The organism is Streptomyces sp. NPDC015032 (assembly GCF_043080425.1).
In the GTDB taxonomy this organism is placed as follows: Bacteria; Actinomycetota; Actinomycetes; order Streptomycetales; family Streptomycetaceae; genus Streptomyces.
In genome coordinates, this window is sequence record NZ_JBIBVN010000002.1 from 367,230 (window position 1) to 393,407 (window position 26,178).

At 71.4% G+C, this 26,178-nt stretch carries 25 protein-coding genes; 10 read left to right on the forward strand and 15 right to left on the reverse strand.

Going from position 1 to position 26,178, the window contains the following annotated elements; translation table 11 throughout:
- Nucleotide 1: 1 nt before the first annotated feature.
- The 3 genes from ACF08M_RS04535 to ACF08M_RS04545 all read left to right on the forward strand — a co-directional run bounded on the left by ACF08M_RS04535 (nucleotide 2) and on the right by ACF08M_RS04545 (nucleotide 3,683).
- Nucleotides 2-796 carry a thiazole synthase gene (locus ACF08M_RS04535; RefSeq protein WP_392183739.1) on the forward strand — a complete coding sequence of 265 codons (795 nt, stop codon included), beginning with the start codon at nucleotides 2-4 and terminating at the stop codon, nucleotides 794-796.
- Between the two features lie 112 nt (nucleotides 797-908).
- Entirely contained in the window at nucleotides 909-2,825 is a 1,917-nt protein-coding gene (gene pknB / locus ACF08M_RS04540) for a Stk1 family PASTA domain-containing Ser/Thr kinase (RefSeq protein WP_392183740.1), read from the forward strand.
- Nucleotides 2,826-2,831: 6 nt separating this feature from the next.
- Nucleotides 2,832-3,683: a deoxyribonuclease IV gene (locus ACF08M_RS04545; RefSeq protein ID WP_392183741.1), complete on the forward strand. Its 852-nt coding sequence runs from the start codon at nucleotides 2,832-2,834 to the stop codon at nucleotides 3,681-3,683.
- Nucleotides 3,684-3,837: 154 nt separating this feature from the next.
- On the opposite strand, the gene ACF08M_RS04550 is transcribed toward ACF08M_RS04545, so the two are convergent.
- Nucleotides 3,838-4,470 carry a sulfite oxidase-like oxidoreductase gene (locus ACF08M_RS04550; protein WP_392183742.1) on the reverse strand — a complete coding sequence of 211 codons (633 nt, stop codon included), beginning with the start codon at nucleotides 4,468-4,470 and terminating at the stop codon, nucleotides 3,838-3,840.
- A gap of 154 nt (nucleotides 4,471-4,624) precedes the next feature.
- On the opposite strand from ACF08M_RS04550, the gene bfr reads away from it, so the two are divergent.
- Nucleotides 4,625-5,104: a bacterioferritin gene (gene bfr, locus ACF08M_RS04555; RefSeq protein WP_392183743.1), complete on the forward strand. Its 480-nt coding sequence runs from the start codon at nucleotides 4,625-4,627 to the stop codon at nucleotides 5,102-5,104.
- An 82-nt stretch (nucleotides 5,105-5,186) separates the two neighbouring features.
- Here bfr and ACF08M_RS04560 read toward each other — a convergent pair whose 3' ends face one another.
- Nucleotides 5,187-5,495 carry a (2Fe-2S)-binding protein gene (locus ACF08M_RS04560; protein ID WP_392183744.1) on the reverse strand — a complete coding sequence of 103 codons (309 nt, stop codon included), beginning with the start codon at nucleotides 5,493-5,495 and terminating at the stop codon, nucleotides 5,187-5,189.
- 169 nt (nucleotides 5,496-5,664) lie between these two features.
- Complete coding sequence (locus tag ACF08M_RS04565) at nucleotides 5,665-7,011, reverse strand: class II 3-deoxy-7-phosphoheptulonate synthase (RefSeq protein ID WP_392183978.1); 1,347 nt, start codon at nucleotides 7,009-7,011, stop codon at nucleotides 5,665-5,667.
- 103 nt (nucleotides 7,012-7,114) lie between these two features.
- Between ACF08M_RS04565 and ACF08M_RS04570 the strand changes: the two genes are divergently transcribed.
- Entirely contained in the window at nucleotides 7,115-7,171 is a 57-nt protein-coding gene (locus tag ACF08M_RS04570) for a trp operon leader peptide (protein ID WP_107408160.1), read from the forward strand.
- Between the two features lie 94 nt (nucleotides 7,172-7,265).
- Nucleotides 7,266-9,206 carry an anthranilate synthase family protein gene (locus tag ACF08M_RS04575; RefSeq protein ID WP_392183745.1) on the forward strand — a complete coding sequence of 647 codons (1,941 nt, stop codon included), beginning with the start codon at nucleotides 7,266-7,268 and terminating at the stop codon, nucleotides 9,204-9,206.
- A 35-nt stretch (nucleotides 9,207-9,241) separates the two neighbouring features.
- Here the strand turns inward: ACF08M_RS04575 and ACF08M_RS04580 are convergent, their stop codons facing one another.
- From ACF08M_RS04580 to ACF08M_RS04595, 4 genes are all read right to left on the reverse strand, one after another.
- Nucleotides 9,242-10,270 carry a 6-phosphofructokinase gene (locus ACF08M_RS04580; RefSeq protein WP_392183746.1) on the reverse strand — a complete coding sequence of 343 codons (1,029 nt, stop codon included), beginning with the start codon at nucleotides 10,268-10,270 and terminating at the stop codon, nucleotides 9,242-9,244.
- Between the two features lie 111 nt (nucleotides 10,271-10,381).
- A complete protein-coding gene (locus ACF08M_RS04585) occupies nucleotides 10,382-11,074 on the reverse strand; it encodes a response regulator (protein WP_392183747.1) in 693 nt (230 codons plus the stop codon).
- 75 nt (nucleotides 11,075-11,149) lie between these two features.
- Nucleotides 11,150-12,400, reverse strand: a complete 1,251-nt coding sequence (gene macS / locus ACF08M_RS04590) for a MacS family sensor histidine kinase (protein WP_392183748.1) — start codon at nucleotides 12,398-12,400, stop codon at nucleotides 11,150-11,152.
- Nucleotides 12,401-12,450: 50 nt separating this feature from the next.
- Entirely contained in the window at nucleotides 12,451-13,194 is a 744-nt protein-coding gene (locus ACF08M_RS04595; protein WP_392183749.1) for a lysophospholipid acyltransferase family protein, read from the reverse strand.
- Between the two features lie 279 nt (nucleotides 13,195-13,473).
- Between ACF08M_RS04595 and ACF08M_RS04600 the strand changes: the two genes are divergently transcribed.
- The gene (locus tag ACF08M_RS04600) at nucleotides 13,474-14,253 is read left to right on the forward strand and encodes an alpha/beta hydrolase (protein ID WP_392183750.1); all 780 of its coding nucleotides are present in this window, start codon (nucleotides 13,474-13,476) and stop codon (nucleotides 14,251-14,253) included.
- Nucleotides 14,246-14,932 carry a hypothetical protein gene (locus ACF08M_RS04605; RefSeq protein WP_392183751.1) on the forward strand — a complete coding sequence of 229 codons (687 nt, stop codon included), beginning with the start codon at nucleotides 14,246-14,248 and terminating at the stop codon, nucleotides 14,930-14,932. Before ACF08M_RS04600 ends, ACF08M_RS04605 begins: the two co-directional genes overlap by 8 nt.
- Nucleotides 14,933-14,961: 29 nt before the next feature.
- On the opposite strand, the gene ACF08M_RS04610 is transcribed toward ACF08M_RS04605, so the two are convergent.
- The 6 genes from ACF08M_RS04610 to ACF08M_RS04635 all read right to left on the reverse strand — a co-directional run bounded on the left by ACF08M_RS04610 (nucleotide 14,962) and on the right by ACF08M_RS04635 (nucleotide 20,057).
- The gene (locus ACF08M_RS04610; protein ID WP_392183752.1) at nucleotides 14,962-15,744 is read right to left on the reverse strand and encodes an endonuclease/exonuclease/phosphatase family protein; all 783 of its coding nucleotides are present in this window, start codon (nucleotides 15,742-15,744) and stop codon (nucleotides 14,962-14,964) included.
- An 80-nt stretch (nucleotides 15,745-15,824) separates the two neighbouring features.
- The gene (locus ACF08M_RS04615; RefSeq protein WP_392183753.1) at nucleotides 15,825-16,766 is read right to left on the reverse strand and encodes an ROK family glucokinase; all 942 of its coding nucleotides are present in this window, start codon (nucleotides 16,764-16,766) and stop codon (nucleotides 15,825-15,827) included.
- Between the two features lie 74 nt (nucleotides 16,767-16,840).
- Complete coding sequence (locus ACF08M_RS04620) at nucleotides 16,841-17,299, reverse strand: DUF5304 domain-containing protein (protein ID WP_392183754.1); 459 nt, start codon at nucleotides 17,297-17,299, stop codon at nucleotides 16,841-16,843.
- A gap of 82 nt (nucleotides 17,300-17,381) precedes the next feature.
- Nucleotides 17,382-18,689, reverse strand: coding sequence for an ArsA family ATPase (locus ACF08M_RS04625; RefSeq protein ID WP_392183755.1), 1,308 nt, complete (start codon nucleotides 18,687-18,689; stop codon nucleotides 17,382-17,384).
- A gap of 4 nt (nucleotides 18,690-18,693) precedes the next feature.
- Nucleotides 18,694-19,143 (reverse strand): SRPBCC family protein, encoded by a 450-nt coding sequence (locus tag ACF08M_RS04630; RefSeq protein WP_362204460.1) that lies wholly within the window; start codon nucleotides 19,141-19,143, stop codon nucleotides 18,694-18,696.
- 107 nt (nucleotides 19,144-19,250) lie between these two features.
- Nucleotides 19,251-20,057: a metallophosphoesterase gene (locus ACF08M_RS04635; RefSeq protein ID WP_392183756.1), complete on the reverse strand. Its 807-nt coding sequence runs from the start codon at nucleotides 20,055-20,057 to the stop codon at nucleotides 19,251-19,253.
- A 287-nt stretch (nucleotides 20,058-20,344) separates the two neighbouring features.
- On the opposite strand from ACF08M_RS04635, the gene ACF08M_RS04640 reads away from it, so the two are divergent.
- A complete protein-coding gene (locus tag ACF08M_RS04640; protein ID WP_392183757.1) occupies nucleotides 20,345-22,141 on the forward strand; it encodes an AMP-dependent synthetase/ligase in 1,797 nt (598 codons plus the stop codon).
- Between the two features lie 205 nt (nucleotides 22,142-22,346).
- Here ACF08M_RS04640 and ACF08M_RS04645 read toward each other — a convergent pair whose 3' ends face one another.
- The gene (locus tag ACF08M_RS04645; protein ID WP_392183758.1) at nucleotides 22,347-23,489 is read right to left on the reverse strand and encodes a glycosyltransferase family 4 protein; all 1,143 of its coding nucleotides are present in this window, start codon (nucleotides 23,487-23,489) and stop codon (nucleotides 22,347-22,349) included.
- 143 nt (nucleotides 23,490-23,632) lie between these two features.
- Between ACF08M_RS04645 and ACF08M_RS04650 the strand changes: the two genes are divergently transcribed.
- A complete protein-coding gene (locus tag ACF08M_RS04650) occupies nucleotides 23,633-24,880 on the forward strand; it encodes a glycosyltransferase 87 family protein (protein ID WP_392183759.1) in 1,248 nt (415 codons plus the stop codon).
- A gap of 14 nt (nucleotides 24,881-24,894) precedes the next feature.
- On the opposite strand, the gene ACF08M_RS04655 is transcribed toward ACF08M_RS04650, so the two are convergent.
- On the reverse strand, nucleotides 24,895-26,151 hold the full coding sequence (locus ACF08M_RS04655; protein ID WP_392183760.1) for a hypothetical protein: 1,257 nt from the start codon (nucleotides 26,149-26,151) through the stop codon (nucleotides 24,895-24,897).
- Nucleotides 26,152-26,178 lie beyond the last annotated feature (27 nt).

Here is a 26,178-nt window from a genome sequence, read left to right on the forward strand (position 1 = left end):
CGTGTCCGACGACCTCTTCGCCCTCGGCGACGCCGCCTTCGGCTCCCGGCTGATCATGGGAACCGGCGGGGCGCCCAGCCTCGACGTGCTGGAACGCTCGCTGACCGCCTCCGGCACCGAGCTGACCACCGTGGCGATGCGTCGCCTCGATCCGACCGTGCAGGGCTCGGTGCTCTCCGTCCTCCGGCGCCTCTCCATCCGCGTCCTGCCGAACACGGCGGGCTGCTTCACCGCGGGCGAGGCGGTGCTGACCGCCAGGCTGGCCCGCGAAGCGCTCGGCACCGACTGGATCAAGCTGGAGGTGGTGGCCGACGAGCGGACCCTGCTGCCCGACCCGATCGAGCTGCTGGACGCCGCGGAGACCCTGGTGGACGACGGGTTCACCGTGCTGCCCTACACCAATGACGACCCGGTCCTGGCCCGCAGGCTCCAGGACGTGGGGTGCGCGGCGGTCATGCCGCTCGGCTCCCCCATCGGCTCCGGCCTCGGCATCCGCAATCCGCACAATTTCCAGCTGATCGTCGAGCAGGCCCGGGTGCCGGTGATTCTCGACGCGGGCGCCGGGACGGCCTCGGACGCGGCGCTCGCGATGGAGCTGGGGTGCGCGGCGGTGATGCTGGCGTCCGCGGTGACCCGGGCCCAGGAGCCCGAGCTGATGGCCGCAGCGATGCGGCACGCGGTGGCGGGCGGGCGGCTGGCGTACCGCGCGGGCCGGATCCCGCGCCGGCACTTCGCCGAGGCCTCGTCGCCGGTGGAGGGGCGTGCGGCGCTGGACCCGGAGCGCCCGGCCTTCTGACCCACCGGGCCGCCGGCGACCGCATGTCCCTGTCACGGCTCGGCTGCAGTACGGCCCCGGGGCCGCTCCGGCCCGTCGGACGTGTCCCGTGGCGACTCGTAGACTCGCATGCGTGGATACGACCCTCCAGGACCCTCTCGTCGGGCAGCTGCTCGACGGCCGCTACCGCGTCGATGCCCGCATCGCCGTGGGCGGCATGGCCACGGTCTACCGGGCCATGGACACCCGGCTCGACCGGGTGCTCGCCCTCAAGGTGATGCACCCGGCGCTCGCCACCGACGCCTCGTTCGTCGAGCGCTTCATCCGCGAGGCCAAGTCCGTGGCCCGGCTCGCGCACCCCAATGTGGTCGCGGTCTTCGACCAGGGCGCCCAGGGGCAGTACGTCTACCTCGCGATGGAGTACGTCGCGGGCTGCACCCTGCGCGACGTGCTGCGCGACCGCGGCGCCCTGCAGCCGAGAGCCGCACTGGACATCCTGGAGCCGGTCCTCGCCGCCCTCGGCGCCGCGCACCGGGCGGGCTTCGTGCACCGCGACATGAAGCCGGAGAACGTCCTCATAGGGGACGACGGCCGGGTCAAGGTCGCCGACTTCGGTCTCGTACGGGCGGTGGGCACCGTCACCAACACCACCGGGTCCGTCCTGGGCACCGTCTCCTATCTCGCCCCCGAGCAGATAGAGAACGGCACGGCGGACACCCGTACCGATGTGTACGCCTGCGGTGTCGTCCTGTACGAAATGCTGACCGGTTCCAAGCCGCGCGCCGGCGACACCCCCGCCCAGGTCATCTACCAGCACCTCAACGAGGACGTCCCGGCCCCGTCGGCCGCCGTCCCGGGGCTCCCGGTCGCACTCGACGACCTGGTGGCGAGCGCCACCGCCCGTAACCCCGAGGTCCGCCCGTTCGACGCGGTGGCACTGCTCGCCGAGACCCGCGAGGCCCGCTCCGGCCTCACCGACGCCCAGCTCGACGCCGCACCGCCGCAGGCCCTGGCCGAGGCGCACGACGCCGCCGAGGACCGTACGAGTGTGATCCCGCGGCTGCTCCCGGCCGGCCAGGGCGTCGCCCATCACACCAGCCGGCTGGAGCTGCCCCCGCCGGTACCGCCGCGGCCCGCACGGCGCGGACGGTGGTTCCCCGGCCCACGGCGCTCCGTCCTGGCCGCGGTCGTCGCCGTACTGCTGGTACTGGGGGTCGGCACCGGTGTCTGGTACATCAATTCCGGGCAGTTCACCCGGGTCCCCTCCCTGCTCAACCAGACCGAGAAGACCGCCCAGCAGCGGCTCTCGGACGCGGGTCTGGAGCTCAAGGACGTCAAGCGGTCCTACAGCGACACCGTGGAGCGCGGCAAGGTCATCAGCAGCGACCCGAAGTCCGGCGCCCGTATCCGGGGGAACGACGCGGTGACGCTCGTCGTCTCGCGCGGCCCCGAGATCGTGAAGGTGCCCGATGTCCAAGGCCTCGCGCTCGCCGATGCCAAACGTGATCTGAAGGAGGCCGGCCTGGTGCCCGGCATGGTCACCAAGGAGTTCAGCGAGGAGACGGCACGGGGCGAGGTGATCCGTACGGAACCCGCGGCGGGCACCGAGCGTCACACGGACTCCGCGGTCGCCCTGGTGGTCAGCAAGGGTGCACCGGTCGACGTCCCCGATGTCACCGGGCTGTCCGTCAAGGACGCCACCGCCGCGCTGGACGAGCAGGGTCTGAAGGCCGAGGTGCTGCCCGACCGGGTCAACTCCCCCGAGGTCGCGGGCGACATCGCCCATCAGTCACCGGGCCAGGGCAGCCGGGCCGCCGAGGGCGACACCATCACGCTCACGGTCTCCAAGGGGCCGCGGATGATCGGCGTCCCGGACGTCACCGGCAAGAATCTCGACGACGCCAGGAGCGAGCTGGAGGACGCGGGCTTCGAGGTCAAGGTCGACCGCCCGTTCCTCTCCTTCAGTGACACGATCGCGAGCCAGTCCGTCGAGGGCGGCAAGCAGGCCCCCGAGGGCAGCACCATCACCATCACGACCAAGGGACTCTAGATCCACATGCGCAACCCCGTCGGCGGCCATGTTCCCGTGGCCGGCGGCCTCGCCAAGGTCGGCCTTCCCTACGCCCGCGAGATGGGGGCGGAGGCCGTCCAGGTCTTCGTCGCCAACCCGCGCGGCTGGGCGACGCCCGTCGGCAGCCCGGCCCAGGACGAGCAGTTCCGCGCCGAGTGCGCCGCCGCATCCCTACCCGCCTACGTCCACGCCCCGTATCTGATCAACTTCGGCTCCCACACCGAGGCCACCGTCGAGAAGTCCGTGGAATCGCTGCGCCACTCACTGCGCCGGGCCCGGGAGATCGGTGCCCTGGGCGTCGTGGTGCACACCGGTTCGGCGACCGGCGGCCGCCCGCGCGAGCAGGCCCTCGCACAGGTACGTACACACATGCGGCCGCTCCTGGACGAGCTGACGCACGACGACGACCCGTATCTGCTGCTGGAGTCGACCGCCGGACAGGGATCCTCGCTCTGCTCGCGGACCTGGGACTTCGGGCCGTACTTCGAGGCACTCGATGCCCACCCCAGGCTCGGCATCTGCCTCGACACCTGCCACATCTACGCGGCCGGCCACGATCTGGCGGGCCCGTCGGGGATGCACCGGACGCTGGACCTGCTGGTGGACACGGTCGGCGAAGGCCGGCTGAAACTGATCCATGCCAATGACTCCAAGGACGTGGCGGGGGCCCACAAGGACCGCCACGAGAACATCGGCGCCGGGCACATCGGCGAGGAACCGTTCCGGGAGCTGTTCTCGCACCCGGCGACCGTCGGCGTACCGCTGATCATCGAGACTCCGGGCGGCAAGGAAGGTCATGCGGCGGACGTGGCGCGGCTGAAGGGACTGCGCGGCTGAAAGAGCTGCGCGCCGGGGGGCGAGCGCGCCTCGCCCCACACCGAATTCCTCATGGAGAAGTACCCCATGGGGGTATACGGTCGCCCGGGGCAAGGGCCACGCGATGGTGCACCGGTTCCACCGCTGAGGACGGACCGGCACGCAAGCGCCCAGGTCAGAGCTCGGGACCGTCCCCGGGCCCCTCCTGGTACGAGTAACGCTGCTCGCGCCACGGATCGCCGATGTTGTGGTAGCCGCGCTCCTCCCAGAAGCCGCGGCGGTCGGCCGTCATGTACTCGACACCGCGGACCCATTTGGGGCCCTTCCAGGCGTAGAGGTGCGGCACGATCAGCCGGAGCGGGAAGCCGTGCTCGGCGGTGAGCAGCTCACCACCCTTGTGAGTGGCGAAAAGTGTTCGGTCCGAGGCGAAGTCGGAGAGCCGCAGATTCGAGCTGAACCCGTACTCGGCCCAGACCATCACATGGGTGACGCTCGGCGCGGGGGGCGCGAGTTCCAGGATCGTACGGGCGAGCACGCCGCCCCATTCGGCGCCGAGCATGCTGAATTTGGTGACGCAGTGCAGGTCGGCGACGACCGAGGAGAACGGCAGCACCGAGAATTCCTCGTGATTCCAGCAGTGCTTCTCACCGTCCGCCGTGGCACCGAAGACCCGGAACTCCCAGCGGTCGGGCTTGAACTTGGGCACGGGCCCGTAGTGGGTAACCGGCCAACCACGCTGGAGTCGCTGTCCCGGCGGAAGCTCGGACTGCTCTGACGCGCGGTTTTCCCGGCTTTCCGGCTGACCCATGCCTCCATGGTGACAGACAGGCAGGGGTGGTCCCGACCAAGGCAGGGGCAATCCGGGCAACTCATACTAAGCATGCACTTACTGGACGATCACCGGGTGCGGTGCGAGGATGCGGCCAACTTGCCCCGTTCACCGGTTGGAAGGAGCCTCTGCGATGCAGGGCGACCCCGAGGTCCTTGAGTTCCTGAACGAGCAGCTGACCGCCGAATTGACCGCCATCAACCAGTACTTCCTGCATGCGAAGATGCAGGACAACTTCGGCTGGACGAAGCTCGCGAAGTACACCCGCTCCGAGTCGTTCGACGAGATGAAGCACGCGGAGATCCTCACGGACCGCATCCTCTTCCTCGATGGACTGCCCAACTATCAGCGGCTGTTCCATGTGCGGGTGGGGCAGACCGTCACCGAGATGTTCCAGGCCGACCGCCAGGTCGAGGTGGAGGCCATCGACCGCCTCAAGCGCGGGATCGAGCTGATGCGCGGCAAGGGCGACATCACGTCCGCAAACATCTTTGAGTCGATCCTGGCCGACGAGGAGGAGCACATCGACTACCTCGACACCCAGCTGGAGCTGGTCGAGAAGCTCGGCGAGCCGCTCTACATCGCCCAGCAGATCGAGCAGCCGGACAGCTAAGGGCTGTCCCGTGATCCCTGGTGGATCAGACCCCGCGAGTCCCGTGCAATCCGGGTGAAACGCCCTGGGACTGCCGCGCGGATCAGGCCGCTTCGGAGAACCGGGGGCCTGGGCCCACGCCCGGGGCGCTGCCGGGAGCGACGCCCGGGCCGGTCCCGGCAGCGGCCTCCGTACCGGCTTCGCCGGTGGTGCCGGGCACCCGCTTCCGGTCGAGCAGCTCGCGGCGCGGGCAGGCGCCACGGCCGAGCACGGCCTGGATGGCGCGGACGCAGCCGCCGCAGTCCGTGCCCGCCTTGCAGGCGGAGGCGATCTGCCGGGGCGTACAGGCCCCGGCGTCCGCATGCTCCTTGACCTGCTTCTCCGTGATGCCGAAGCACGAGCAGACGTACATGCGGTTCACCTCCCGGCGGGATGGGTCGTTACTGCCACCCCGTTGATCGGTGAGGCTAACCTAACCTTACCCGGCGCCGCAGGTGCTTGAAAGCCTCCGAACGCCCTGTGGGGCACGGATCACATCGATCCGTGCCCCACAGTCGTATGCGTGCCACCTGCGGTGACGGCTACTGGTCCCGGTACATCTCGGCGACCAGGAACGCCAGGTCGAGGGACTGGCTGCGGTTGAGCCGCGGGTCGCAGGCCGTCTCGTAGCGCTGGTGCAGATCGTCCACGAAGATCTCGTGTCCGCCACCGACGCACTCGGTGACATCGTCACCAGTGAGCTCGACATGGATGCCGCCCGGGTGCGTACCGAGGCCCTTGTGGACCTCGAAGAAGCCCTTGACCTCGTCCAGGACGTCGTCGAAGCGACGGGTCTTGTGGCCGGAGGCGGCCTCGAAGGTGTTGCCGTGCATCGGGTCGGTCACCCACACCACGGTGGCGCCGGAGGCAGTGACCTTCTCGACCAGATCGGGCAGCTTGTCGCGGACCTTGTCGGCACCCATGCGGACGATGAAGGTCAGCCGGCCGGGCTCGCGCTCGGGGTCGAGGCGTTCGATGTAGCCGAGCGCCTCGTCGACGGTGGTCGTCGGACCGAGCTTGACACCGATGGGGTTACGGATCTTCGAGGCGAACTCGATGTGCGCCCCGTCCATCTGCCGGGTGCGCTCACCGATCCAGACCATGTGCCCGGAGGTGTCGTACAGCCGGCCGGTGCGCGAATCGGTGCGGGTCAGTGCCGACTCGTAGTCCAGCAGCAGGCCCTCGTGCGAGGAGTAGAACTCCACCGCCTTGAACTCGCCCGGGTCCGTACCGCACGCCTTCATGAAGTTCAGCGCGTTGTCGATCTCGCGGGCGAGCGCCTCGTAGCGCTGGCCGGAGGGCGACGACTTCACGAAGTCCTGGTTCCAGGCGTGCACCTGGCGCAGGTCGGCGTAACCGCCGGTGGTGAAGGCGCGGACCAGGTTCAGCGTGGAAGCGGATGCGTGGTACATCTGCTTCAGCCGCTCCGGGTCCGGGACGCGGGCCTCCTCGGTGAAGGCGAAGCCGTTGACCGAGTCGCCGCGGTAGGTCGGCAGGGTGACGCCGTCGCGGGTCTCGGTCGGCTTGGAGCGCGGCTTGGAGTACTGCCCGGCGATCCGGCCCACCTTGACGACGGGCACGGAGGCCGCGTAGGTCAGGACGGCGCTCATCTGGAGCAGCGTCTTCAGCTTGGCCCGGATGTGCTCGGCCGACACGGCGTCGAAGGCCTCGGCGCAGTCACCGCCCTGCAGCAGGAACGCCTCGCCCTTGGCGACGGCTCCCATGCGGGCACGCAGCTGGTCGCACTCGCCCGCGAAGACGAGCGGCGGATACGACGCGAGGTCCGCGAGTACATCGCGCAGAGCCTCGGCATCGGGGTACTCGGGCTGCTGCGCCGCGGGAAGGTCTCGCCAGGTGTGGCCACCGGCGACGGAGGTATTGGCGTTCACGGTCACACGGACAACATTACGGGGTCCGGCGGTTCGTCCATCCGTAAGCTCAATAGTTGAGACGCGCGCTCGGATGACGAGCTCATCCGTTAGGGTTCGGAACATGTTCGCGCAGACAAACCAGAACTGGTGGTGGACCGCTCATCCGGCGGCCCACTGATCGATCGCGCGCAACAGACCACGCGAAGGCCGCCCGAGGGGCGGCCTTCTCTGCGTTCCGGAAGCCGTTCCTCCCTCCGGAAGGAACACCCCCGATGTCTCAGCCTCACCGCACCGACCTCGTCATCGAGAAGCTCCTGAGTGACGACTGCCCGCCGTTCGCGCTGCTGCGCAGGCGCACCCCCGGCCGCGACCACGGCACCGTCGAGGTGCTGATCGGCCGGGTACGGGAGGCGGACCGGCTCGCCGACCTCCCGGTCGGCGCGCTGCCGTCTCTCGCCCTGGTGCCGTTCCGGCAGATCGCCGAGCGCGGATTCGATGTGCGCGACGACGGGACGCCCCTGTCCGTGCTGGTCGCCGAGGAGACGTACGAGCTGCCGCTCGCCGAGGTGCTGGACCGCCTGCCGGGCCATGACGTGCGGGTCGAGGGCGGCGAATTCGACGTCCCGGACGAGGAGTACGCGGGGATCGTCCGGCGGGTCGTCGAGGACGAGATCGGGCAGGGCGAGGGCGCGAACTTCGTCGTCCGGCGGACCTTCCGGGGCGAGATCCCCGGCTTCGGCCGGGCGGACGCGCTGGCCCTCTTCCGGCGGTTGCTGGCCGGTGAGCGGGGCGCGTACTGGACGTTCGTCGTCCACACGGGCGACGGCGGGCCCGAAGGGTCCTCCGCATCGGGGCGGCGGGCCTCGGGCGGGCGCACGCTCGTCGGCGCGAGCCCCGAGGTGCATGTGCGGATGTCCGGCGGGACGGTCGTGATGAACCCGATCAGCGGCACGTACCGCTACCCCGCCGGGGGCCCGACCGCCGAAGGTCTGCTGGCCTTCCTCGCCGACCGCAAGGAGCGGGACGAGCTCTCCATGGTGGTCGACGAGGAACTCAAGATGATGTGCACCGTCGGTGACATGGGCGGGGTGGTGGTCGGACCGCGGCTCAAGGAGATGGCCCATCTCGCGCACACGGAGTACGAACTGCGCGGGCGCTCCTCGCTGGATGTGCGGGAGGTGCTGAAGGAGACGATGTTCGCGGCGACGGTCACCGGCTCCCCGGTGCAGAACGCCTGCCGGGTGATCGAACGGTACGAGCCTGGCGGGCGCGGCTACTACGCGGGCGCGCTGGCGCTGCTGCGGCAGGAGCCGGGCGGGGCGCAGACCCTGGACTCGCCGATCCTGATCCGTACCGCCGACATCGCGGCCGACGGGCGGTTGCGGGTAGCGGTCGGGGCGACGCTCGTACGCCATTCCGACCCGGACAGCGAGGTCGCCGAGACCCACGCGAAGGCAGCCGGGGTGCTGGCCGCACTGGGGGTGCGGCCGGGCCGGCCGCGGGAGGGGGCGACGCGTGCGCAGCTGGCCGGGGACCCGCGGGTGCAGGCGGCGCTGGAATCCCGGCGGGACGGCCTGGCGCCGTTCTGGCTGCGGATGCAGGAGCGCACCCACGAGCTGTCCGGCCATGCGCTGGTGATCGACGGGGAGGACACCTTCACCGCGATGCTGGCGCATCTGCTGCGCTCATCGGGTCTGGAGGTGTCGGTGCACCGCTTCGACGAGCCGGGGCTGCGCGAGCGCGTACGGGCGCACGCGGGTCCGGTCGTACTGGGCCCCGGGCCCGGGAATCCGGGTGACACGGCCGATCCGAAGATGCGGATGCTGCGCGAGTTCGCCGCGGAACTGGTCCGTGACCACCGGCACGGTCTGCTGGGGGTCTGTCTCGGCCACGAGCTGATCGCGGCGGAGCTGGGTCTGGAGATCGTCCGCAAGACCGTGCCGCACCAGGGCGCCCAGACCCGGATCGAGCTGTTCGGACGGCCCGAGACGGTCGGCTTCTACAACAGCTTCACCGCGCGCTGCGACGACGGCGCGGCCACCGAGCTGGCGGCGCACGGGGTCGAGGCGAGCCTGGACGCGGCGACCGGGGAGCTGCACGCGCTGCGCGGACCGGGCTTCGCCTCGGTGCAGTTCCACCCGGAGTCGGTGCTGACCCTGCGCGGCGCGACGATCGTGGCCGAACTGCTGGCGGGGCTGCCGGTCGTCGGCTGACCGGGACGGACGGACCCCGGAGGAGCTCCGGGGTCTCAGCCGAAGAAGACACCGGCCTCCGCGTAGAGGGCCGGATCGACCGTCTTGAGCCGGGCGGTCGCCTCCGCGATCGGCACCCGCACGATGTCGGTGCCCTTCAGGGCGACCATGGCGCCGAAGTCCCCGTCGTGCACGGCGTCGATGGCGTGCAGGCCGAAGCGGGTGGCCAGCCAGCGGTCGAAGGCGCTGGGGGTGCCGCCGCGCTGGACATGACCGAGGACGGTCGTTCTGGCCTCCTTGCCGGTCCGGCTCCCGATCTGCGCGGCCAGCCATTCGCCCACGCCGGAGAGCCGGACATGACCGAAGGAGTCGTGCGATCCGTCCTTGAGAATCATCTCGCCCCGCGCGGGCACGGCCCCTTCGGCCACCACCACTATCGGCGCGTAGCTCGCTCCGAACCGGGAGGTCACCCAGGAGCAGACCTGCTCGATGTCGAAGCGCTGTTCCGGGATGAGGATGACGTTCGCACCGCCGGCCAGCCCCGCGTGGAGCGCGATCCAGCCCGCATGACGGCCCATCACCTCGACGACGAGGACGCGCATATGGGACTCGGCCGTGGTGTGCAGACGGTCGATGGCCTCGGTCGCGATGGAGACGGCCGTGTCGAAGCCGAAGGTGTAGTCGGTGGCGGAGAGGTCGTTGTCGATGGTCTTGGGAACGCCGACGCACCTGATGCCGTGCTCGCCGGCCAGGGTCGCCGCCACGCCGAGGGTGTCCTCGCCGCCGATCGCGATGAGTGAATCGACGCCGTACGCGGCGAGGTTGTCCCTGATCCGGCGGACGCCGTGCTCCGCGCCGAGCGGATTGGTGCGCGAGGAACCGAGGATGGTGCCGCCGCGCGGCAGGATGCCGCGCACCGCCGGGACGGAGAGCGGCACCGTCACACCCTCCAGCGGGCCGCGCCAGCCGTCCCGGAATCCGATGAAGTCGTAGCCGTACTCCTGCACGCCCTTGCGGACGATGGCGCGGATGACCGCGTTGAGCCCGGGGCAGTCACCGCCGCCGGTCAGTACTCCGACCCGCATGGAAGCGTCCCTTCGCCGAAGTGAGCCCCCCGGCAACCACGCTAAGGGTGATTCAGGTCACTCAGGAATGGAGTGGAGGGAGCAGATTCGGCGCAGTCCGGGCGCGTTGGGTCAGGCGTCGTCGAGGCCGCGCTCGATCGCGTACCGCACGAGCTCCACCCGATTGTGCAGCTGGAGCTTGCCCAGGGTGTTCTGGACATGGTTCTGGACGGTGCGGTGCGAGATGACCAGACGTTCGGCGATCTGCTTGTACGAGAGCCCCTTGGCGACCAGCCGCAGCACCTCGGTCTCGCGCTCGGTGAGCTGCGGTGCCTTGGGTTCGTCGGACGCGACGGGAGCGGGGTCCGAGGCGAGCCTGCGGTATTCGCCGAGGACCAGTCCGGCCAGGCCGGGGGTGAAGACGGGGTCGCCGGCGGCGGTGGACCGCACGGCCTCGGTCAGCTCCTGCGTACTGGCCGACTTGAGCAGATATCCGGTGGCGCCGGACTTGACCGCCTCCAGTACGTCGGCGTGCTCGCCGCTCGCGGAGAGCACCAGCACCCGCAGTCCGGGGTGGGAGCCGACGAGCTCCTTGCAGACCTGTACGCCGGGCATGCCGGGCAGATTGAGGTCGAGCACGAGGACATCGGGGGTGGCGGCCTTCGCCCTGCGGACGGCCTGCGGTCCGTCACCGGCGGTCGCCACCACCTCGAAACCGGACTCGGAGAGATCGCGGGCCACCGCGTCGCGCCACATCGGGTGATCGTCGACCACCATCACCCTGATGGCCCGTTCCCCGGTGTCCAAGATGTTCTCCGTGCTCATCTGCCTGACCCTGCCTTCCCCCGCGAAACCTGTGAAATCTGTCAATCTGCGAATCTGTGAAATCCGTGGAACCTTCTAGGCTCTTGAAGCCCTGGAGGCCTTCGGGACCTTCAACTCGACCTCGGTGCCCTGGCCGGGCACCGAAATCAACTCTGCCGTGCCGCCCAGGTCACGCAGCCGCCCCCGGATCGACAGGGCCACCCCCATCCGCCCCTCCCCCTCCGCCTGGGCGAGCCGCCCTTCCGGAATGCCGGGGCCGTCGTCCCGGACCGTCACGATCACCTCGTCCGGCCAGTCCTCGACGAGGATCCAGGCCTGGGCGTTCTCCCCCGCATGGACCCTGACATTGTCCAGGGCGGCACCGACAGCGGCCGCCAGCTCCTTCGCCGCCGCCGGAGCGAGCAGCACCGGGGCACCGGGCTCCGCGAAGCTGACCCGGGAGCCGGCGCGCGGGGCGAGCAGGGAGCGCAGATCGCACTCGGCCCGCCCGGCCCGCCCGGCCGCCCCGGCCGCCCCGGCCGCCCCGTCCTCTTCGTCGTCGACCTCGACGCTGCGGACCACGGCGCCCTCCGCGGCGTCCTCGGAGACCCGGGTGGTGGCCACGAGCCCGCTGGAGACCAGGGTGCGCAGCGCGACTTCCTGCTCGCCCGCCATCCGGCCCAGCTCGGCGGCCTCGCCGCCCAGCGCCGTGCCACGGCGCTGCACCATCGCGAGCACCTGGAGCACGCTGTCGTGGATGTCGCGGGCCAGCCGTTCCCGTTCGCGGGTGGCGGCCTCGATCTCCAGGGCGCGGGCGAGGGTGCGCTCACTGGCCCGGGCCACCTCGACGACGTAACCGATGGCGATGGAGGCGACCCAGACCAGCAGGACGTTGTGGAAGGTGTCCCGGCTCGGCTCGCCGCGCTCGATGATGTTGACGACGGCGACGAAGGTGGAAGCCACGGCCGCCCAGCGCCAGCCGCCCTTGATGGCGAAGGCCAGCACGGAGCCCGCCGTCCAGATGGACGGCAGCGTCGGGCCGTCGACGTGCTGGGCTTCGAAGTCGGCGAGCGGGGTGAGGAGGATGCCGGTGAGGGCGAGCGCCAGGTCGGCGACGAGGAAGCGCTTGGTGCAGGCGACGGCGCCCGCGACCTTCGGAAGGGTGCCGAGCGTCCAGGCCGCCATCACCGCCAGGAAGGCGATGGCCACCCACGGCCGGTCGTACCGGTCCCGGCCGAAGACGGCGAGCAGAACCGCGTAGAGCATCGTCAGAATGCGGTACGCCGTCAGCGCACGCCACAGCGGCTGCTCGACCGACATCCGTACGACCCGCTCGCGCCTGGCCACTTCCCCACCCCCCGGACGGAAACGACGCGGTTACCCGCCGAACCGTTCCGTCACTTCCGCGTTCCGGATTCTCCGCCCGCGCGCTTCTCCTCCTCGGCGCGGCGCTTCGCCTCGTCCGCGATCTGCCGCTTGGCGGCGGTCGCGTAGATGTCGACGTACTCCTGGCCGGAGAGCTTCATGATCTCGTACATCACCTCGTCGGTGACCGAGCGCAGGATGAAGCGGTCCCCCTCCATGCCGTGGTAGCGGCTGAAGTCGAGCGGTTTGCCGATCCTGATCCCCGGGCGCATCAGCTTGGGCATCAGCTGGCCGGGCGGCTGGATCTTCTCCGTGTCGATCATCGCGACGGGGATGACGGGAGCTCCGGTGGCCAGCGCCACCCTGGCGAGTCCGCCGGGCTTGCCCCGGTAGAGGCGGCCGTCGGGCGAGCGGGTGCCTTCCGGGTAGATACCGAAGAGCCCGCCGCTCTCGATGACCTCGATGCCCGCCTTGATGGCCGCCTCACCGGCGCCGCGGGCACCCGAGCGGTCCACCGGGAGCTGGCCGACGCCCTTGAAGAAGGCGGCGGTCAGTTTGCCCTTCACGCCCGGTCCGGTGAAGTACTCGGACTTGGCGATGAAGGTGACCTTGCGGTCCAGGACGGCCGGCAGGAAGAAGGAGTCGGAGAACGACAGGTGGTTGCTCGCGAGGATCGCCGGTCCCTGCGCGGGGATGTTCTCCAGGCCCTCCACCCATGGCCGGAAGGCAAGCTTCAGGCCCCCGCCGATGGAGAACTTCATTGCGCCGTAGATCAACTCGGGTGCCTCCTGTGTGCTGTCGCACTGACCTTAACCCGTGCGGTCGTCCGCGCTCCCGCCCGGCGTGGAAGCGAATCGGTGCCCCGGGCCGTACGGGCACCGGTCGGTGACGACGTCCCCGGTCGGTGTCGGTGGCGTCCTCGGTCGGTTTCAGTGACGGCCCTGGCCGGTGTCGGTGACGGCCCTGGTCGGTGTCAGTCCGGTCGCGTACGGTGAAGTAATCCTTCTGCGCTCCCCCTTTCGCTCCCCTTCGAGCCTCACGAACAGGAGACCCCGGTGCCGGTCCTGCCTGGAGCCGAGCCGTTCCGCCACGAGGGCGGAGAGGTCGGCGTCCTTCTCTGTCACGGATTTACCGGCTCCCCGCAGTCGCTGCGCCCCTGGGCCGACTATCTGGCGGAGCGCGGGCTCACCGTGTCGCTGCCGCTGCTGCCCGGTCACGGCACCCGCTGGGAGGACATGCAGATCACCGGCTGGCAGGACTGGTACGCGGAGGTGGACCGGGAGCTGCGCGCCCTGCTGGAGCGGTGCGCCCAGGTCTTCGTCTTCGGCCTCTCCATGGGAGGCGCGCTGACGTTGCGGCTGGCGGCGAAGCACGGGGACGCGATCAGCGGTCTGGTGCTCGTCAATCCGGCGAACAAGGTGCACGGCCTGTCGGCGTACGCGCTGCCGGTCGCCCGCCATCTGGTCCGGACGACGAAGGGGCTGGCCAGCGACATCGCCCTGGCGGGCTCCGCCGAGATCGGATATGACCGGGTGCCGCTGCACGCGGCGCATTCGCTGCGGAAGTTCTTCCGTCTGGTCGACGCCGAGCTGCCGCAGGTCACCCAGCCGATCGTCCTGCTGCACAGCCCGCAGGACCATGTCGTGCCGCCCGCCGACTCGGCCCGGATCCTCAGCCGGGTGTCCTCGACGGACGTCGAGGAGATCCTGCTGGAACAGAGCTACCACGTGGCGACGTTGGACCACGATGCGGAGCGGATCTTCGACGAGAGCCACCGGTTCATCGGCCGCCTCGCTCCGAGCGTCGGAAAGAAGGGGAGCACGTCAGGTGGCTGAGCACGACGCGGAGCGCGCGGGCAGCGAGGAGGGGCGCGAGCCCCTTCCCACGGAAGGAACGCCCGTTCCCGAGGACGGTACGGGCACGGGCCCGCAGGATGCCGCTGCCGCCCGGACGGCGCCGGGTGCCGACGGCGACCGGCCCGAGCCGTCGGTCGACGAGAACGCCGCGTGGGAAGCGATCGTCGCGGGATACGGCGATGAACCGCCGGACCCGCCGGGCGCCAAGCCGTTCAGGTCGATCGAGGACCTCGCGCTGCTGGAGGACGGTCAGCCGGGCGCCCCGGACCCGGACAAGGGAATCGGAAAGAAACCCCCGAAGCCGCCGGAGAAGCCGCTCGGCAGCTCGATCGTGTTCGCGCCCGGCGTCGCCGGCCCGCGCGACTACGAGGTCACCGAGCCGAAGGACGGCGGTCTCGACGACAGCGACGAGGGGCATTTCGTCCCCCCGGAGCCGCCGCCGCTGCCGGAGGCCGATGTCACGACGAAGTTCGCCTGGCTCGCGGTCGTGGGCGGTCCGGTGCTGATGCTGGTCGCGGTGCTGCTGCGGTGGGACATGACCTGGTGGCTCACGACAATCTGCATCGGCGGCTTCCTGGGCGGCTTCGTCACGCTGGTGGCGCGCATGGACGACGACGACGAGGACGGCGACGACCCGGGCCGCGGCGCGGTGGTCTGAGGCGGACAGGCTCTGAGGCGGACAGGCTCTCAGGCCGCTGCGGCGCCGCGCGGCCCGGACCCGGCCGCGGGCACCCGTAGGGCCGCCAGCACCGGCAGATGGTCCGTGGCCGTCCGCAGGTCCGCGTCGGTGACACCGGGCAGTCCCGCGGGGACACCGCAGCCGAGCACCTCGATCCCGCCCGTCGCGAACACCGCGTCGATGCGCCGCTGCGGGCGGTCCGTCGAGAAGGTGTTCCCGGCGCCCCACGGCCGTACGGCCCAGCAGTCCTGGAGCCGCCCGGCCAGCCGCCGGAACGCGACCCCGGTCGGTACGTCGTTGAGGTCTCCGGCCGCGATGGCGTGCTCGACACCCATCGCGTCCAGCTGTTCCAGCAACAGCTCGGTCTGGGCCAGGCGTTCGTCGCGCCGCAGGCTCAGATGGAAGCTCAGCAGGCCGAGCCGGGTGCCCGCGATCCGTACCACCGACGTGGCGAAGCCCCTGCGGTGCAGTCCGGGGGTGAGCGGCAGCAGGACGTCCTCCGTGCGCTCCACCGTGGCCCGCAGCGAGCAGAGCAGCAGCGGCCCGGCCGCCGTGGCGCCGCCGCCGAGGACGACCAGGCCGGTGCGGGCCGCGAGCCAGGCGGCGCGCTTGCGCCAGCGGAAGAATCGCGGTGCTTCCTGGATGAGGACGAGGTCGGGGGCGCAGGCGCCGATGACGCGGGCCAGCGCCTCGCAGTCGTCGCGCATCGACCGGATGTTGTAACCGAGCACTCTGATGACGGCCGAACCATCCGGCTCGGTACGGGAGTCGGGCAATGGCGTCAGGACCATACGTCTCACGATACGACGGACGCCCGTCGTGCCCCTGCGGGGCGCGACGGGCGTCCGGTTCTGTCCGGTTCCGGGGAGGCTCAGCCCTGGCGGGCCAGGTCCGCCGCTCCCACCAGCCCGGCCTTGCCGCCCAGTTGGGCCGCGAGCACCTGGGCGTGCGGGCGCCACTCGCCGCCGATCAGCCAGCGCCGGAACGACTTGCGGATCGGGTCGAGGACGAGGTCGCCCTCGTCCGACACCCCGCCGCCGACGATGAACGCGGACGGGTCGAACAGCGAGGCGAGGTCGGCGAGTCCGGCGCCGGCCCAGCGGGCCAGCTCGCGGAACGAGTCGATCGCCACCGGGTCGCCCTGCCGGGCGGCCGCGCTGATGTGCTTGCCCTCGATGCCGTCCACCGTGCCGTCGCCCAGCGAGAGCAGGATCGTGGCGCTCGAAGGGGTGGCGTTGGCGCGCTGCTTCGCATACCGGACGAGTGCCCGCCCGGACGCGTACTGCTCCCAGCAGCCCTGGCTGCCGCAGCCGCAGAGCAGCCCGTCCGGGACGACCCGGACGTGACCGAACTCGGCGGCCACGCCGAAGCGTCCGCGGCGCAGCTTGTTGCCGATGATGATGCCGCCGCCGAGCCCGGTGCCGAGCGTGATGCAGATGACGTCGTCGTGGCCCTGTCCGGCGCCGAAGCGGTACTCGCCCCAGGCGGCGGCGTTGGCATCGTTCTCGACGACGACCGGAAGGCCGACGCGCTGTTCGACCTTGTCCTTGAGCGGCTCGTGCCGCCAGTTGATGTTCGGTGCGAACAGCACGGTGGCGCGCTTGTCGTCGACGTATCCGGCGGCGCCGATGCCGACGGCCTCGATCTGGTGGCCCTCGCTCGCGCCGGACACGGCCGCCGCGATCGCGTCCACGATGCCTTCGGCCGTCGGCGGGGTCGGCACCTTGAATGTCGAGAGGATCCGGCCCTCTTCGTCGACCACTCCAGCTGCGATCTTCGTGCCGCCGATATCGACGCCGATGGTGAGTCCCATGAATCCCTCAGTTCCGGTCGAGCCCCGCTGCGGCCAACGGTACCCGAGCCGGGGACCCGGCCCCTCCGCGCAGATCAGTCCAGGTCGATGTGTTCGCCGGTGGCCGGTCCCTCGTCGCGGGGGTCGGTGGGGTCGCCGGCCTTCTTCTCCGTGCCTGCGGGATCCCCTGCGCCCCGCGTCCAGCGGCGTTCCTGGCCTTCCACCGCGGAGCGGTAGGCGGCGAGGAGTTCGCTGCCGGCCGCGGCGATGTGGTCGAAGACATCCGGATTGCGTTCGATGACGGGCTCGACGACGGACTTCGCCTGCTTGATGATCTGCTGCACGGTGCCCTGGGCCGCCGCGCCGAGGAGCGGCGTCTGGAGGGACGAGACCTTGTCGGCCACGGCGTCGACCAGCTTGCGCAACTCATCGGCGGCGGTGCCGGGCGGCGGGCCGTGCTGGGCACGGCGGCGGGCCTTCTCCGCTTCGAGGTCCTCGGCGCAGGCCTTCGCCCACGCGTCGTCGTCGGCGGGACGATCGGTGGCTTCGCTCATGGCGGACTCCTGCGACGTGGTTTGCCTGCGGTGCGCATACGGGGCACGTAATACCGACGTTACCCGAACCGTGACGCGCCGTTCAGCTCGTCCGGGGCCAGAGACCGGGGTCCGGTGTGAACCTGACGCGGAGCACGCCGTCGGTGAGGGCCGCTCCGGAGACGGTGCAGCGGCGCAGCCCGGACTCCAGGGGGACGATCCGGTGGAACGGGCCCACGGTGAGGAGCAGTTCGTCGCCGCGGCGCACCAGCTGGAGGTCCTTCTTGGCGGCGCCGGGCAGCGGCAGGCACCAGACGAGGACCGGGTCGCCGTCGCCGGACCGCGGGGCGGCCACCGTCCGGGCGCCGGGCCGCAGTCCGTCGAGGGCGTCCGGGGCCTCGATCCACCACGGGTCGTCGGCCCGGCCGGGACCGCGGTCGTCCAGTTCCGCGGCGAGCCCGTCGCCCTCGAAGGGGCCGCCGCCGGTGCCCGCTCCCTCGAAGACGGTGCGGCCGGCCCCGGTGTCGAGGAGGGCGAGGTCGTCCGGGCCGCGCGGGTCGCGGCCGAGGTGGGGCACTTCGCACAGGGCCGCCGCGGGCACCCATTCCTCGTACCAGTGGTCGATGGTCTTCTCCTGCTGTGCGGCGAGGGCGGCGAACCAGGGGTCGCCGGAGTGCCGGGGCAGTACCCGGTTCGCCACGAGGGTGTCGACGCGCAGTCCGTGCAGGGCGAGCCCGGTGCGGGCGGTGCGCAGGGCGTCCTCGGCGGCGGGGCCGGGCTCGGCGACCAGCCGGAGCGTGGTGCCGCGGTCCTCGATCAGCGCCTGGACGGCGGCCAGCTCCGTGTCCTTGCGGGCGGCGGCCTCGTACAGCCACTGGGCGGGCATGGGTACACCGGCGAGCTGGGCGAGCATCGGGCGCAGGGCGCGTGCGGCCTGGCGTTCCTGGGGCAGGAGGCGGCGCAGATAACGGCGCAGCTGTTCGGGCAGGGCGAGCACGGCGAGCGCTTCGCGCAGCGGCGGCAGGTCGACGACGAGGAGGTCGTGGCCGCCTTCCGGCCAGTCGCCCTCGGCGGCGCGGCGCAGGGTGTGCAGGAGGGCGAGCTGGGCGCTGCCGGGGAGTTCGGTGAGTTCCTCGCCGTCCAGGCGGTTCCCGCCGAGCAGGTCGAGCACGCCGGAGGCCCGCTCCTGGAGTGCGAGGAGTTCGCCGCGGAAGTGCTCGCCGGAGTCGATACGGGCGGACCACAGACCGTCGGCGACCTCGGCCGGTTCCGTGTCCGCGGGGAAGCCGGGTATGGCGTCGGCGGAAAGGAGCAGGGTGCGGCGGCCCCGGCGGGCCGCTGCCAGCGCGGTCGCCGCCGCGACGGTGGTACGGCCCGCGCCGCCGGGGCCGGTGACGAGAACCGTACGCACCGGGTCAGGCCTTCGGGACGGACTCGACGCGCTTCTTCAGACCGGCCAGGGCACGGTCGATGATGACCTTCTCCGCCTTGCGCTTGATCATGCCGAGCATCGGGATCTTGACGTCGACGGTCAGCCGGTAGGTGACCTCGGTGCGGTCGCCGTCGCCGAGCGGGGCCAGTGCGTAGGAGCCGTCGATGGCACGCAGCATCTGGGACTTGACGAGGGTCCAGCTGACCTCGTAGTCGCCGATCCAGGTGTACGCGAGAGTGTGGTCGTCCTTGATCGCTCCGGCGTCGAGGACGAGCCGGACCTTCTCGGCGCGGCCCCGGTCGTCGGTGGCGAGGATCTCGGCCTCCTTGACCTCGCCGGTCCACTCCGGATAGCGGGCGAAGTCGGCGATCACTCCCATGACGTCGGCCGGCGCCGCCTCGATCGTGATGCTCGAGCTGGTGTGTTCAGCCATCGCCGTGGCTCCTCCAGTGCGGTGTACCGGTGCGTCGGCAGAAGACTGCCGTCAGAAGGCTATCGCGTGTGCGCGGCGTCCCGGCCCAGGGTCCGGCGCCGGTGCGGTCACCACTCCAGGGCCCAGGGCCTGCCGGTGGACGCGAAGTGGCCGACGTTCACGCACTCGGTGGCACCGATCCGCATCCGCCGGACCAGGGGCTGGTGGACGTGGCCGAAGAGCGCGTACCGGGGGCGGGTCCGGCGGATGGCGTCGAGCAGGGCCCGGCTGCCTCGTTCGAAGCGGCGTGCGACCGTGTCGTACGTCAGCTCCGGCACATCGGGCGGGATGTGGGTGCAGAGCACGTCGACCGGGCCGATCGCCTCGATCTTGGCCGCGTACTCCTCGTCGCTGATCTCGTACGGGGTGTTCATCGGGGTCTTCAGGCCGCCGCCGACGAAGCCGAGGACGCGGCCGCCGATCTCGACGCGGTCGCCGTCGAGGACCGTGGTGCCCGGGCGTGCGTACTCGGGCCACAGGCCGGGGATGTCGACGTTGCCGTAGGTGGCGTACGTCGGGGTGGGGAAGGCCGGGAAGAGCTCGGCGTACTGCTTGCGCACCGCCGAGACGATCGCGGCGTTGCGGTCCATGCCCGCCCACAGGCCGCGGCCGAACTCCCGGGCCTCCTCGAAGCGGCGGGCGGTGCGCAGTTCGACGATCCGGTCGGCGTTCTCCACACCGAAGAGATCGGGGAAGATGCCGCGCGAGTGGTCGGCGTAGTCGAGGAAGAGCACCAGGTCACCCAGGCAGATCAGGGCATCGGCGCCGTTCCCGGCACGGGCCAGGGCCTCGGTGTTTCCGTGCACGTCACTGACCACATGAACACGGGTGCGCCGCGCGGTCGGGATTCCTTCGCTGTTCGGTCCGGCTGGCATGCCGATCACCCTAGGACTCCGCCGTCCACCTGGGTAGAGGCCGCCGGACCTGCGGCTGCCTCCGGCCGAAAACGGCGGTGGACTACTGTGCGCCCAAGGATCACGGTGGTGTGTGACGCACAAGACATCTGGCCGGAACCCCTGTCGGGAACCGAGTACTGGTGGGTAACGTCCGGGCAGTCCGGCAGTCCAGTCGTGCTCACCCCACTGAGCACCTGCCAATCTGGAACCGCAGCCGGTGCGTCGCACGGAGCCGTGGCACCGGAGCCCGATGAGGAGCAGCAGTCTTGCGCGAGTTCAGCCTTCCGGCCCTGTACGAGGTTCCCTCGGACGGCAACCTGACGGATCTCATCCGCCGCAATGCCGCTCAGCATCCCGACGTCGCGGTGATGAGCCGCAAGGTGGCGGGCGGGTGGACCGATGTCGACGCCACCCAGTTCCTGGCCGAGGTCAGAGGCGTCGCCAAGGGCCTGATCGCCGCGGGAGTCGGGGCGGGCGACCGGGTGGCCCTGCTCTCCCGTACCCGCTACGAGTGGGTACTGCTCGACTTCGCGATCTGGAGCGCGGGCGCGGTCACCGTTCCGGTGTACGAGACGAGCTCGCCCGAGCAGATCCAGTGGATCCTCGGCGACTCCGGCGCCGCGCTGTGCGTCGTGGAGTCCGGGGCGAACCAGGACTCCGTGGTCTCGGTCCAGGCGGATCTGCCGGAGCTGAAGGGGATCTGGCAGATCGAGGACGACGCGATCAGCCGGTTGACGGCGATCGGCGCGGACGTCTCCGACGAGACCCTCGACCTGCGGATGGCGAGCGCCAAGGCGGACGACCCGGCCACCATCGTCTATACCTCGGGCACCACGGGCCGCCCCAAGGGCTGTGTGCTCACGCACCGCAGCTTCTTCGCGGAGTGCGGCAATGCGGTGGAACGGCTGAAGCCCCTCTTCCGTACCGGCGAGCGCTCGGTGCTGCTCTTCCTGCCCGCCGCGCATGTCTTCGGACGGCTGGTCGAGGTGGCCTCGGTGATGGCGCCGATCAAGCTCGGCTGCGTACCGGACGTCAAGAACCTCACCGATGAACTGGCCTCATTCCGGCCGACGTTGATCCTCGGTGTGCCGCGGGTCTTCGAGAAGGTCTACAACGCGGCGCGCGCCAAGGCGCAGGCCGACGGCAAGGGCGGCATCTTCGACCGGGCCGCGAACACCGCGATCACGTACAGCCGCTCGCTGAGTACCCCTCAGGGCCCGTCCCTGGGACTGAAGTTCAAGCACAAGATCTTCGACCGGCTGGTCTACGGCAAGCTGCGGGCCGTGCTCGGCGGCCGCGGCGAGTACGCGATCTCCGGCGGTGCGCCGCTGGGCGAGCGGCTCGGCCACTTCTACCGCGGTATCGGCTTCACCGTCCTGGAGGGCTACGGCCTCACCGAGTCCTGCGCGGCCACCGCCTTCAATCCGTGGGACCGGCAGAAGATCGGTACGGTCGGCCAGCCGCTGCCCGGCTCGGTCGTCCGGATCGCCGACGACGGCGAGGTGCTGCTGCACGGCGAGCACCTGTTCACCGGCTACTGGAACAACGAGGCGGCGACGGCCGACGCACTGGCGGACGGCTGGTTCCACACGGGCGACATCGGCACGCTCGACGAGGACGGCTATCTCTCGATCACCGGCCGCAAGAAGGAGATCATCGTGACCGCGGGCGGCAAGAACGTCGCGCCCGCGGTGATCGAGGACCGCATCCGCGGGCACGCCCTGGTCGCCGAGTGCATGGTGGTCGGCGACGGACGGCCGTTCGTGGGCGCACTGATCACCGTGGACGAGGAGTTCCTGGGCCGCTGGGCCGAGGAGCACGGCAAGCCGGCCGGTGCGACGGCCGCGTCGCTGTGCGAGGACCCGGAGCTGCTGGCCGAGGTGCAGCGGGCGGTGGACGACGGGAACGCCGCGGTGTCCAAGGCGGAGTCGGTACGCAAGTTCCGCATCCTGCCCTCCCAGTTCACCGAGGAGGCGGGCCACATCACCCCGTCGCTGAAGCTGAAGCGGAATGTGGTGGCGAAGGACTTCGCGGACGAGATCGAGGCGATCTACCAGCGCTGACGGAAGGCTGCCGGGACTGAAGGCCGTCTTCCGGAGCGTGGCGGCCGTCCACCGGAGCGGACCAGTCGGCGGGCGTGCCGTGGCCGGGCGGCGGTGCCGCCGCCCGCCGCGGCACGGGAACACCGCCACGCGTGTGACGGGAACACCGCCGCGCGTGGGACGGGGCCGGCCCGGGCGGTGCTCGACCGAACCGGCCCGGGCCCTCTCAGAGCAGCGCCTTGAGCCTCTCGGCCAGCAGGTCCCAGCGCCACTTCTCCTCGACCCAGGCCCGCCCCCGCTCCCCCATCCGTTGTCGCAGCTCCGGGTCGCGGAGCAGGGTGACGATCCGTTCGGCCGACTCCTCCGCCGAACCGCCGCGCACCACCCACCCGGTCTCGCCGTCGAGCACGGCGTCCGGCGCGCCGCCCGAGTCACCCGCCACCACCGGCAGCCCGGTCGCGGACGCCTCCAGGAAGACGATGCCGAGGCCCTCCACATCCAGACCGCCACGACGGGTCCGGCACGGCATGGCGAAGACATCGCCCGCGCCGCAATGGGCGGGCAGCTCGGCCCACGGCACCGGCCCGGTGAAGCGCACCGAGTCCGCGACCCCCGTCTCGGCGGCCAGCCGCTTCAACTCCTGGGCGTACGGCCCGCCGCCGACGATCAGCAGCACCGCGTCCGGTACCTGCGCCAGGATCGCGGGCATCGCGAGGATCAGCGTGTCCTGGCCCTTGCGCGGCACGAGCCGTGACACGCAGACGACGACGGGCCGGTCGGAGAGCCCGAGCCGGGCCCTGACCAGGTCCCCGCCGGAGTCCGGGTGGAAGGTCTTCTCGTCGACGCCGGGCGGCAGCTGGACCATGCGGTCCGCCGCCTCGGGGGTGAGCACGGCGGCGATCCGGGAGCGGGTGTACTCCCCCAGATAGGTGATCGTGTCCGTGGTTTCACCGATCTGTCGCAGCAGCTGCCGGGCCGCGGGCAGCTGGGCCCAGCCCGCCTCGTGTCCGTGCGTGGTGGCGACCAGGCGCCGGGCACCGGCCTTGCGCAGCGCCGGTGCCATCAGCCCGAGCGGGGCCGCGGCGCCGAACCACACGGAGGTGCAGCCGTGTATGCGCAGCAGCTGCGTGGCGCGCCGGGTGACCCGCGGGGTCGGGAGCAGCATCGTCGTACGATCGCGGACGACGGTGAAGGGCTGCTCGGCGTCGAAGGCGGCGGTGGCCGCGACGCCTTCGGGTCCGCGCTTCCAGGTGGAGGCGTAGACGACGATCTGTCCGGGGTCCAGGCGCAGTGCCATGTTGTGCAGGAACGCCTGGATGCCGCCGGGGCGGGGCGGGAAGTCGTTGGTCACGATCAGGGTCTTGTCCATCCCGGCCGACAGTACCGGGCGGCCGTCGCGATGGCTCTCGCACAGGCCGGCGGGCATCATGGCTCCTCGTACCACCGGGTTCCCGCCGACCTACGCGCCGGGTGCCCATCGGTCCACCCACCGACGAAACGGATGAGGCGGTCATGACCGGACCGACCGGCACACGGCTCGCTCTCGCGGTCTGGGCCCTCACCAGGTTCGTGCTGCTGCTGTGCGTCACCCGGGTGATCCCGCCGTCCGGACCGGACGTGACCAGTGATGTCTCGGTGATCTACCACGGCTGGTCCGAGGTCCTGAAGACCGGTACGTACCCGCGTTCCGACGTCGCCTGGCAGTACCCGCCCCTCGCCGCGCTCGCCGTCCTCTCCCCCGCTCTGCTGCCGTTCCTGGGGTACGCCTCGGCCTTCTTCGTCCTCGCCTTCCTGTGCGACGGGCTGGTGCTGGGGCTGCTGCTGTACACGGGCCGCGGGGCCGGCCGGCGGACGGCGGGCGCCTGGGTGTGGGTGGCCGGGGTGCCACTGCTCGGTACGACCGCGTACGCCCGGTACGACGTGATGGTGACGGCGGTGGCGGTGGCGGCGCTGCTGGCGGGGGTACGGCATCCGCGGGTGCTGGGGGCGCTGGCCGCCGTCGGCGCGCTGCTGAAGGTGTGGCCGGCGCTGGTTCTGGCCGGTACCGCGCGCGGGCCGCGGACGCGCCGGGCGTGGACGGCCGCGGCGGCGACGGCGGCCGGGCTGCTGGTGGTGTGCACCGTGGCGATGCCCGGTGCGCTGGCCTTTCTCGGCTTCCAGCGGGACCGGGGCACCGAGGTCGAGTCGCTGGGGGCGCTGGTCTTCCACGTGTGGCGGCAGTTCGGCTGGCGGGGCCGGGTGGAGCTGCACTACGGCTCCATGGAGTTCCTGGGGCCGCAGGTGCCGCTGGTGAGCACGCTCGCCCTCGGTCTGTCCGTCGTCGCCCTCGGCTGGCTGCTGGTGTGGCGGCTGCGGGCCCGCGACTTCCGGGTGAGCACCCCGGCCGACGCGGCGTTCGCGGCGGTTCTGCTGTTCACGACGACGAGCCGGGTGCTCAGCCCGCAGTACATGCTCTGGCTGGTCGGCCTGGCGGCGGTCTGCCTGGTCTTCCGTGAGAGCCGGATAGTGCTGCCGACCGGTCTGGTGCTGCTCGCCACGGGCCTCACGCAGTGGGAGTTCCCGTTCGGGTTCGTCCATGTGGTGAGCAGTGATGCGACGGGCCTGACGCTGATGCTCCTGCGCAACGGCCTGCTGGTCGCGGCGACGCTCACCGCCTGCCGGCGGCTGTGGCGGCAGACGGTGAACGGTGCGCCGCAGGGCGGCGGGCCCCCGGCCGCCGTGTCCGGTGCCGGCCACGAGGCAGAACCGGTCGGCTCCTGAACCGTGTGCCGTGCTCAGCCGAGCCGGGAGCGCAGGTGGTCCCGCCAGAGCGCGGTGAAGTCCCGCGGCGTCGTGGCGAGCACGTCGCGCATGGCCTGCTCCACCGCTCCGGACCGCCCCGAGTGCCCTCCGACGGCCCGGTAGAAGGCGAACAGCTTCTCCTCGCCCCAGTGGTCGGCGATCAGCTCGCAGGCCAGCCAGCCGCCCTCGTACGCCTTCGCCAGGCGTGCGGGGTCGCCCGTGAAGCCGAAGTCCTCGTCCGCGGGGAGCCCGGCGGGCAGCTCGCCGCGCCCGACGGCGTCGGCCAGTTCCGGCGCGGCCTGTGCGGCGGTACGGTCCTCGGCGCGGTAGGCCGCCCAGTCGGCGAAGCCCTCGGAGAGCCAGGCCGGGGTGGCGGCGGAGGTGTGGGCGCGGGTGGCGACATGGGTGATCTCGTGGGTGAGGACGATCCGTCGCCCGAGGGCGCTGAGCAGGCCGTACGCCTGCGGGTTGACGGTCACCCGGTCCGCGGGCGCCCGGTCCGGGCCGCCGGTCCGCCCGGTGGTGACGGCCGCGATGCCCCGGTAGTTCGCCGCCGGTGACCCCAGCAGCCCCGCCATGTCCTCCACGGTGCGCGGTACGAGCACCAGCACGCGGCCGGCCCAGCCTTCCGGCCAGGCACCGGAGACGGCGGGCACCGCGCGGTCCGCGGTCCGGGCGATCCCGCGCAGCTCCTGCTCCGTGCGGCCGACCCCGAGGACGAGGCTGTGCTCTCCGTGTGCCACCCGCACGTCGCCCTGCTGCCAGAGCTGCCCGCCGCCGTCCCTGCCCGCCCGGTCGCCGGTGATGTACCAGCGGCCGTCCGCCCGGTCCCGCCTCAGATCGATCACCCGGTCCACGGAGACCGGGGCGGCGTCGTAGCCACTGATCCCGTAGCGCAGCCGGACGTCCGCGGTGGCCCGGTCGGTGCCCTGTCCGGTCACGTCCGTCAGCCGGTACGTCCACGAGCTCAGTGGTACGTCCGCGAGGTTGTCCAGCTCCCGGCGCTGGGCCGTGCGCAGCCCGGTGGCGTGCGGGTCCACGACGGCCACGTAGGCGTCCGCGTCGTGGGCCCGCACGGCGGCCGCGCGGCGGTCCAGGGTGGCCCGGATGCCCTGGTCGGCGGAGTCCGGCGCGGCGCCGCCGTCGGGAGCCGTGCAGGCGGCGGCGAACAGCAGCCCGGCGAGCAGTGCTCCCGCCGTGCGCCGTCCTCCGTCCCGTCCCCGCCGTGCGGTACGCCGTCTGCCGGTCACCCGGTCGAGGGTACGGGTCACGACCTC

Bases quoted from the DNA above. Each gene is read 5' to 3' on its own strand.
- ACF08M_RS04615 (WP_392183753.1), bottom strand. From the start codon at position 16,766: ATGGGACTCACCATCGGCGTCGATATCGGCGGCACGAAGATCGCAGCT.
- ACF08M_RS04550 (WP_392183742.1), bottom strand. From the start codon at position 4,470: ATGGGTCAGCCGGAAAGCCGGGAAAACCGCGCGTCAGAGCAGTCCGAG.
- ACF08M_RS04635 (WP_392183756.1), bottom strand. From the start codon at position 20,057: ATGCCAGCCGGACCGAACAGCGAAGGAATCCCGACCGCGCGGCGCACC.
- ACF08M_RS04630 (WP_362204460.1), bottom strand. From the start codon at position 19,143: ATGGCTGAACACACCAGCTCGAGCATCACGATCGAGGCGGCGCCGGCC.
- ACF08M_RS04545 (WP_392183741.1), top strand. From the start codon at position 2,832: ATGCGCAACCCCGTCGGCGGCCATGTTCCCGTGGCCGGCGGCCTCGCC.
- bfr (WP_392183743.1), top strand. From the start codon at position 4,625: ATGCAGGGCGACCCCGAGGTCCTTGAGTTCCTGAACGAGCAGCTGACC.
- ACF08M_RS04650 (WP_392183759.1), top strand. From the start codon at position 23,633: ATGACCGGACCGACCGGCACACGGCTCGCTCTCGCGGTCTGGGCCCTC.
- ACF08M_RS04560 (WP_392183744.1), bottom strand. From the start codon at position 5,495: ATGTACGTCTGCTCGTGCTTCGGCATCACGGAGAAGCAGGTCAAGGAG.
- ACF08M_RS04580 (WP_392183746.1), bottom strand. From the start codon at position 10,270: ATGCGGGTCGGAGTACTGACCGGCGGCGGTGACTGCCCCGGGCTCAAC.
- ACF08M_RS04620 (WP_392183754.1), bottom strand. From the start codon at position 17,299: ATGAGCGAAGCCACCGATCGTCCCGCCGACGACGACGCGTGGGCGAAG.
- ACF08M_RS04585 (WP_392183747.1), bottom strand. From the start codon at position 11,074: ATGAGCACGGAGAACATCTTGGACACCGGGGAACGGGCCATCAGGGTG.
- ACF08M_RS04610 (WP_392183752.1), bottom strand. From the start codon at position 15,744: ATGGTCCTGACGCCATTGCCCGACTCCCGTACCGAGCCGGATGGTTCG.
- ACF08M_RS04575 (WP_392183745.1), top strand. From the start codon at position 7,266: ATGTCTCAGCCTCACCGCACCGACCTCGTCATCGAGAAGCTCCTGAGT.
- ACF08M_RS04645 (WP_392183758.1), bottom strand. From the start codon at position 23,489: ATGGACAAGACCCTGATCGTGACCAACGACTTCCCGCCCCGCCCCGGC.